The following is a 5679-nucleotide window of genomic DNA, read 5'->3' as shown; positions in this document are numbered from 1 at the left end:
TGACTTCCCAAGCCGTGACCTGGCTGGTGCTTGACCGGCCCCAGGGCGATCTCGAAGGCCAGTTGTGCCGCGCCATCCGCGAACGGGTGCGTGCCGGCCGGCTGGGCGCGGGCGAGCCCTTGCCCTCGACCCGAACGCTGGCCCTGGCGCTCGGCGTCGCCCGGTCCACCGTGGTGCAGGCCTACGAACGCCTGCGCGCCGAAGGCTATGTCGAGCCCGTGCGCGGGTCGGGCACGCGGGTGTCGACGGCGCGGCCCCGGCCGCTGGCGGGGGCCGCGCGCAGCCGCGCGTCCGCGTCGGCAGCGCGCACGACGACCCGACCGAACCGGTCACGCTGAAGTTCTGGCACGGCTGGGCGGCGCCCGGCGAGGTCAAGGCCGTCAACGCCAGCATCGAGCGCTTCGAGGAACTGCACCCGAACATCGAGGTGGAGTCCACCGGGAACGTCACGGACGCCACCATCAACCAGGCACTGCGCGCGGGCGGCGACAAGGCCCCGGACGTGGTGTCGTCCTTCACCACCAACAACGTCGGGCAGTACTGCGACTCGGGGATGTGGGTGGACCTCGACCCGTTCATGAAGAAGACGGGCGTGGAGAAGGAGAAGGTCTTCCCGAAGACCTTGCTGGACTACACCAGTTACGAGGGCAACCAGTGCGCCCTCCCCCTCCTCGCCGACGCCTTCGGCATGTACTACAACAAGGACGCCTTCAAGGAGGCGGGCATCAAGCGCCCGCCGCGCACGATGTCCGAGTTCAAGCGGGCGGCCGCGAAGCTGACCGTGCGCAGCGGCGAGGACTCGTACGAACGGGTCGGCTACATGCCCAACTTCCGGCTCTACCAGGGGAGTCCGGACCGGCTCTTCGCGCAGTGGGGTCCCCGGTACTTCGACGCGGACGGCACCTCGCGGCTCGCCGAGGAGCCGGCGACGTACGACTTCCTGAAGACCTCGCGCCAACTCGCCGACGCGCAGGGCGGCTTCGACGACCTGGAGAGGTTCCGGCTCACCTTCGGCGACGAGATGTCGAACCAGAACGCCTTCCTCACGGGGAAGCTCGCCATGCACCTGGACGGCGAGTGGCGCGGGCTCATGCTCAAGGACGCCAAGGCCGACTTCGACTGGGGGGTCGCGCCGCTGCCCGTCCCCGACGACCAGGCGGATACCTACGGACGCGGCTTCATCACCGGCACGGTCGCCGGGATCGCACACAGCAGCAAGCACCAGAACGCCGCCTGGGAGCTGGTGAGGTTCCTAACCACCAACACCGACCAGGTCGTGGACTTCGCCAACGACATCCACAACGTGCCCTCCACCTACGCGGCCCTCGACTCCCCGCGCCTGGACGCCGATCCAAGGTTCCGCACCTTCTTCAAGATCCTGGAGAACAAGCACAGCAAGGCCCTGCCGCCCTCCACCAACGGCGGCTCCTTCGTCGTCTCGCTGATGGACTTCTCGTACTCCTACGAGGCCGGGCGCGTCCCCGATCTGCGCGAGGGCCTGAAGAAGCTCGACGAGCAGATCGACTCCGACACCCTCCAGGCGAAGAGCTGAGGACCCGCGCCATGGCACTCTCCCTCTCCAGGCCCGCGCGCCGCAGGCTCCGCACGCTCGGCTTCCTCTCCCCCTGGCTCGTCGGGTTCAGCGTCTTCTTCGCGTACCCGCTGATAGCCACCGTCTACTTCTCGTTCATGCACTACAACCAGATCAAGGCGCCCACCTTTGTGGGCCTCAGGAACTGGACGTACGTGTTCGACCAGATGCCGCTCTTCGGGCCCGCCCTGTGGAACACCCTGTGGCTGGTGGTGATCATGGTGGCGGTGCGGGTGGTCTTCGGGCTCTCGCTCGGGCTGCTCGTCACGAAGATCAAGACGGGCGCCGGGTTCTTCCGCACCGCCTTCTACCTGCCCTACCTCGCCCCGCCGGTCGCCGCCACCGTCGCCTTCGTCTTCCTGCTCAACCCGGGCACGGGCCCGGTCAACGAACTCCTCGGCGCGATCGGCGTCTCCGGGCCCAACTGGTTCAACGACCCGGACACCGCCAAGCCCTCGCTGGTGCTGCTCTCCCTGTGGGGCATCGGCGACCTGATGGTGATCTTCATGGCGGCGCTGCTCGACGTGCCGAGGGAGCAGTACGAGGCCGCGGAGCTGGACGGCGCCGGGGCGTGGGCCAGGTTCCGCTATGTCACCTGGCCCGCGATCACGCCGATCGTGATGTTCGCGGTGGTCACGGGTGTCGTACAGACCATGCAGTACTACACGCAGGCCCTGGTCGCCGGGAAGGTCGCCTCCGGGGTCAGCATCGGCCCGGGTTCGGTGATCCAGCCCGGCTATCCGGAGCACTCGACCCTCACGGTCCCCCAGCTCGTCTACTCGATGGGCTTCCAGAACTTCAACACCGGCGCCGCGTGCGTGCTCTCGCTCGTGCTCTTCGCCATCGCCATGGCCGTGACGACGCTCCTGATGCGCAAGCGCTCCGGGCTGCTCGCGGCGGAGGACTGAGGACTCATGACGACCACGACTCTCGGCGTGCCGACGGCACCCGAACGCACCGGCCCGCTCAGGGGCCCCGCCGCCGCCCGCGCCCGCCGCAAGCGCGTCCTGCACTGGATCGCCGTACACAGCGTGGCCCTCGCGATCGCGCTCCTGTTCGTCCTGCCGTTCGTCTTCGTCTTCCTGACGTCGGTGATGAGCGACTCCCAGGCGATGAGCGGCGAGCTGTGGCCCGACTCCTGGAACTGGTCGAACTACAGGACGGTGTTCGACACGCCCGGCTTCCTGGAGTGGTGGCGCAACTCCCTGCTGTACGCGGGCCTCGGCACGCTCCTCACGGTCTGCTCGGCGATCCCCGTGGCGTACGCGCTCGCCAAGTTCCGCTTCCGCGGGCGGCGCACCGCGATGCTCCTCGTCATCTCGACGATGATGCTTCCGCCGCAGGTCATCGTGGTCCCGATGTACCTGGTCTGGGCACAGCAGCTGCATCTGTCGGGCACGCTGTGGCCGCTGATCATCCCGATGGCGTTCGGCGACGCGTACTCGATCTTCCTCCTGCGGCAGTTCCTGCTGACCATCCCGAAGGAGTACATCGAGTCGGCGAAGGTCGACGGCTGCGGCGAGTTCCGTACGCTCGTCAAGATCGTCGTGCCGATGGCCAAGCCGGGCATCGCCGCCATCGCGCTCTTCCAGTTCTTCTACTGCTGGAACGACTACTTCGGGCCGCAGATCTACGCCGCCCAGAACCCCGGAGCCTGGACACTGAGCTATGGCCTCGAATCGTTCAAGAGCGCCCACAGCGTCAACTGGAACCTGACGATGGCCGCGACGCTGCTCGTGATGGCGCCGGTCATCGTCGTCTTCTTCTTCGCACAGAAGGCCTTCGTCGAAGGCGTCACCCTCACCGGAGTAAAGGGCTGAGACACGCAATGAAGCTCGCAGTGGTCGGCGGAGGGTCGACCTACACACCCGAACTCATCGACGGGTTCGCCCGGTTGCGGGACGCCCTGCCGATCGAGGAGCTGGTCCTCGTCGACCCGGCCGCCGACCGCCTGGAGCTGGTGGGCGGCCTCGCGCGGCGCATCTTCGCCAAGCAGGGCCACCCGGGCCGCATCGTCACCACCTCCGACGTGGACGCGGGCGTCGCGGACGCCGACGCGGTCCTGCTGCAGCTGCGCGTCGGCGGTCAGGCGGCCCGGCAGCAGGACGAGACCTGGCCGCTGGAGTGCGGCTGCGTCGGCCAGGAGACGACCGGCGCGGGCGGCCTGGCGAAGGCGCTGCGCACGGTCCCGGTCGTCCTGGACATCGCCGAGCGCGTACGGCGCACCAACCCGGACGCCTGGATCATCGACTTCACCAACCCCGTCGGCATCGTCACGCGGGCGCTGCTCCAGGCCGGGCACAAAGCCGTCGGGCTGTGCAACGTGGCGATCGGCTTCCAGCGGAAGTTCGCCAAGCTGCTCGACGTCGCGCCGGGCGAGGTCCACCTCGATCACGTGGGGCTCAACCACCTGACGTGGGAGACGGGCGTACGTCTCGGGGGGCCGGGCGGCGCCGACGTCCTGCCCCGGCTGCTGGAGCGGCACGGGGACGCCGTCGCCGAGGACCTGCACATGCCCCGCGAGATCGTCGACCGGCTCGGCGTCGTCCCCTCGTACTACCTGCGCTACTACTACCAGCACGACGCGGTCGTCGACGAGCTGCGCACCAAGCCCTCCCGCGCCGCCGAAGTGGCCGCGATGGAGCGGGAGTTGCTGACCATGTACGGCGACCCGGTGCTCGACGAGAAGCCGGAGCTGCTCGCCAAGCGCGGCGGCGCCTTCTACTCGGAGGCGGCCGTGGACCTGGCCGCCTCCCTGCTCGGCAGCGGCGGCAGCCCCTACCAGGTGGTGAACACCGTCAACAACGGCACGCTGCCGTTCCTCCCCGACGACGCGGTCATCGAGGTGCAGGCGACCGTGGACGGCTCGGGCGCCAGGCCTCTGGCCGTGCCCGCCCTCGACCCGCTGTACTCGGGCCTGATCGCGAACGTCACGGCGTACGAGGACCTGGCGCTGAAGGCAGCCCTGCGCGGGGGCCGCGACCGCGTCTTCAAGGCGCTGCTCGCCCACCCGCTGGTCGGCCAGTACGCGCATGCCGAAGCGCTCACCGACCGCCTCGTCGCGCACAACCGGGAGCACCTGGCGTGGGCGTAGGCGGGGGCGTAGGCACGAGCGTGCTCGCGATCGACGCGGGCAACAGCAAGACCGACGTCGCGGTGGTCACGGGCGGCGGGCGGATCGTCGGCGCGGCCCGGGGCGGCGGGTTCCAGCCGCCCCGGGTCGGCGTCGAGGCGGCGGTGGACGTGCTCGCGGAAGCGGTGGCGCGGGCGCTCGCCGAGGCGGGCGTCGAGGCGGGCGTCGAGGCGGGCTCCGAGGCGGGCGCCGGCTCCGTGGGGCATGTGTCGGCATGCCTGGCCAACGCCGATCTGCCGGTGGAGGAGCGGCAGTTGGCGGACGCGCTGCGGCGGCGCGGCTGGGGCGCTTCCGTCGAGGTGCGCAACGACACCTTCGCCGTGCTGCGCGCCGGGCTCCTGGAGGACGCGGAGCCGCGGGGCGTGGCCGTGGTGTGCGGGGCGGGCATCAACTGCGCCGGCATGCTGCCGGACGGCCGCACCGCCCGCTTCCCGGCGATCGGCCGGATCTCCGGCGACTGGGGCGGGGGCGGCGGCCTCGCCGAGGAGGCGCTGTGGCACGCGGCGCGGGCCGAGGACGGCCGGGGCGGGCCGACCGCGCTGCGCGAGGCGCTTCCGGCACACTTCGGCCTGGCGTCCATGTACGCGCTGATCGAGGCCCTGCACCTGGGGCACCTCACCCTGGCCCAGCGGCACGAGTTGACGCCGGTCCTCTTCGCCACCGCCGCGGCGGGGGACGCGGTGGCACGCGCGCTGGTGGACCGGATGGCCGACGAGGTCGTCGCCATGTCGACCGTGGCCCTGGACCGGCTCGGCCTGCTCGGCGAGGAGGTCCCGGTCGTGCTCGGCGGCAGCGTCCTCGCGGCCCGGCACCCCCAACTGGACGACCGTATCCGCCTGTTGCTCTCCGAGCGCGCACCCAAGGCGGAGCCCCGGGTGGTCACGGCCCGCCCCGTCCTCGGCGCGGCGCTGCTCGGCCTCGACCAGGTGGGCGCCCCTACCGAGGTGCACGCGCG

5 protein-coding genes and 1 pseudogene are annotated in these 5679 nt (G+C 70.5%); all 6 read left to right on the top strand.

Features of this window, described 5'->3' with window-relative positions; translation table 11 throughout:
• Nucleotides 1-14 precede the first annotated feature (14 nt).
• The gene (locus GKQ77_RS33665; protein ID WP_308117796.1) at nucleotides 15-338 is read left to right on the top strand and encodes a GntR family transcriptional regulator; all 324 of its coding nucleotides are present in this window, start codon (nucleotides 15-17) and stop codon (nucleotides 336-338) included.
• Nucleotides 299-1552: pseudogene (locus tag GKQ77_RS26385) on the top strand (ABC transporter substrate-binding protein); the annotation flags it as partial. The gene GKQ77_RS33665 and the pseudogene GKQ77_RS26385, both read left to right, overlap by 40 nt.
• A gap of 11 nt (nucleotides 1553-1563) precedes the next feature.
• Nucleotides 1564-2499: a carbohydrate ABC transporter permease gene (locus tag GKQ77_RS26380; protein ID WP_219691428.1), complete on the top strand. Its 936-nt coding sequence runs from the start codon at nucleotides 1564-1566 to the stop codon at nucleotides 2497-2499.
• A gap of 6 nt (nucleotides 2500-2505) precedes the next feature.
• On the top strand, nucleotides 2506-3411 hold the full coding sequence (locus GKQ77_RS26375) for a carbohydrate ABC transporter permease (RefSeq protein ID WP_219691427.1): 906 nt from the start codon (nucleotides 2506-2508) through the stop codon (nucleotides 3409-3411).
• A gap of 8 nt (nucleotides 3412-3419) precedes the next feature.
• Nucleotides 3420-4685, top strand: coding sequence for a 6-phospho-beta-glucosidase (locus tag GKQ77_RS26370; RefSeq protein WP_219691426.1), 1266 nt, complete (start codon nucleotides 3420-3422; stop codon nucleotides 4683-4685).
• Nucleotides 4676-5679 (top strand): N-acetylglucosamine kinase (locus GKQ77_RS26365; protein WP_219691425.1); only part of this gene is annotated, 1004 nt, incomplete at its 3' end. The genes GKQ77_RS26370 and GKQ77_RS26365, both read left to right, overlap by 10 nt.

Source organism: Streptomyces anatolicus (assembly GCF_019400875.1).
GTDB classification, from domain to species: Bacteria; Actinomycetota; Actinomycetes; order Streptomycetales; family Streptomycetaceae; genus Streptomyces; species Streptomyces anatolicus.
Note: the sequence above shows the minus strand (reverse complement) of the source record. Positions and strands in the feature narration are given on the sequence as shown.

Coding starts and splice junctions, on each gene's coding strand:
- GKQ77_RS26375 (WP_219691427.1), top strand. CDS start 2,506: ATGACGACCACGACTCTCGGCGTGCCGACGGCACCCGAACGCACCGGC.
- GKQ77_RS26370 (WP_219691426.1), top strand. CDS start 3,420: ATGAAGCTCGCAGTGGTCGGCGGAGGGTCGACCTACACACCCGAACTC.
- GKQ77_RS26380 (WP_219691428.1), top strand. CDS start 1,564: ATGGCACTCTCCCTCTCCAGGCCCGCGCGCCGCAGGCTCCGCACGCTC.